Raw genomic sequence first — 1,924 nt, forward strand, 5'->3', positions numbered from 1 at the left:
GGCGAGACCGAGGGCGGGAGCCGGCGTCGCCGGCGTCGTCGCAGGCGCAAGGGTGGCGACGACGACTCCACCACCCCGGACGACCCGCCGAACACCGTCACCCACGTCCGGGACGGCAAGGACGGCGACACCGACAGGTCCGACAAGCCGGACAAGTCCGAGAAGTCCGACAAGAAGTCGGACGCCAAGGGCGAGGACGGCGTGAAGAGCGTGCGCGGCTCGACCCGGCTGGAGGCCAAGCGGCAGCGCCGCCGGGACGGCCGGGAGGCGGGCCGGCGGCGCGCGCCCATCCTGTCCGAGTCGGAGTTCCTCGCGCGCCGGGAGTCGGTCGAGCGCGCGATGGTCGTGGCCGAGCGCGGGGACTCCACCCAGATCGGGGTGCTGGAGGACGGCGTCCTGGTCGAGCACTTCGTGACGTCCTCGGGCAGCGGCTCGATCGTCGGCAACGTGTACCTGGGGCGGGTGCAGAACGTGCTGCCGTCGATGGAGGCCGCCTTCATCGACATCGGCCGGGGCCGCAACGCCGTGCTGTACGCGGGCGAGGTGGACTGGGACGCCGCCGGGCTCGAAGGCAAGGCCCGCAAGATCGAGCAGGCGCTGTCCAGCGGGGACAACGTGCTGGTGCAGGTCACCAAGGACCCGGTCGGCCACAAGGGTGCGCGGCTGACCACCCAGATCTCGCTGCCCGGCCGGTTCCTGGTGTACGTGCCGTCCGGCGGTGCCACCGGCATCTCCCGCAAGCTCCCGGAGAACGAGCGGCGCAGGCTCAAGGACATCCTCAAGCGCATCGTGCCCTCGGATTCCGGCGTCATCATCCGGACGGCCTCGGAGGGGGTCAGCGAGGAGGAGCTGAGCCGGGACGTGAACCGTCTGGAGGCCCAGTGGCAGGTCATCCGGGACAAGGCCGACTCGGCGAGGAGCGGTAAGAAGTCGAACGCGCCGACGCTGCTCTACGAGGAGCCCGACCTGCTGGTGAAGGTCGTGCGTGACCTGTTCACCGAGGACTTCGTGAAGCTGGAGATCCAGGGCGACACCGCCTGGGAGACCATCCGGTCCTACGTCGAGCACGTGGCCCCGGACCTGCTCGACCGGGTCAAGCGCCACGTCGGCACTGGGGACGTCTTCACCGAGCACCGGATCGACGAGCAGCTGACCAAGGCGCTGGACCGCAAGGTGTGGCTGCCGTCGGGCGGCTACCTGGTCATCGACCGCACCGAGGCGATGACGGTCATCGACGTCAACACCGGGAAGTTCACCGGCTCCGGCGGCAACCTGGAGGAGACGGTCACCCGGAACAACCTGGAGTCCGCCGAGGAGATCGTGCGTCAGCTCCGGCTGCGGGACATCGGCGGGATCATCGTCATCGACTTCATCGACATGGTCCTGGAGTCCAACCGGGAGCTGGTGCTGCGCAGGCTGACCGAGTGCCTCGGCCGGGACCGCACCCGGCACCAGGTCGCCGAGGTCACTTCGCTGGGCCTGGTGCAGATGACCCGGAAGCGGGTGGGCACGGGCCTGCTGGAGGCGTTCTCCAGCACCTGTGAGCACTGCAAGGGGCGTGGTGTGCTGGTCTCCCAGGAGCCGCAGAAGGGGTCCGCGCAGGGCAACGGCGGCCACCAGAACGGGCACGGCGGACAGCAGCAGGGCTCCCGGCGTTCGCGGAACAAGGCGAAGGCGGCCGAGAGCGACACGACACGCCCCGGTGAGCAGCCCGCTCCGGCGCCGACCCCCGAACAGCGCGAGTCGGTCGCCTCCGCGGTGGCGGTGATGGCCAACGCCTCAGGGGCGTCGGGCGGCGCCAAGGCCACCTCCGGACGCTCCGGCGGTGCCGGGGACGAGGGTGGTGCGGCCCCGGATTCCGGATCCGGCGCGAAGGTCGACCGCAAGGCGCACCGCCGGGCCGAACGCAAGGCGGCGCGCCCCG

Annotated in this window: 1 protein-coding gene; it reads left to right on the forward strand. The window is 71.0% G+C overall.

Features of this window, described 5'->3' with window-relative positions; genetic code table 11:
• A partial coding sequence (locus ACTIR_RS21405) for an Rne/Rng family ribonuclease (protein ID WP_154663652.1) occupies positions 1-1,924 on the forward strand: 1,924 nt, incomplete at both ends.

Source organism: Saccharomonospora iraqiensis subsp. iraqiensis, from assembly GCF_000430445.1.
Classification (GTDB): Bacteria; Actinomycetota; Actinomycetes; order Mycobacteriales; family Pseudonocardiaceae; genus Saccharomonospora; species Saccharomonospora iraqiensis.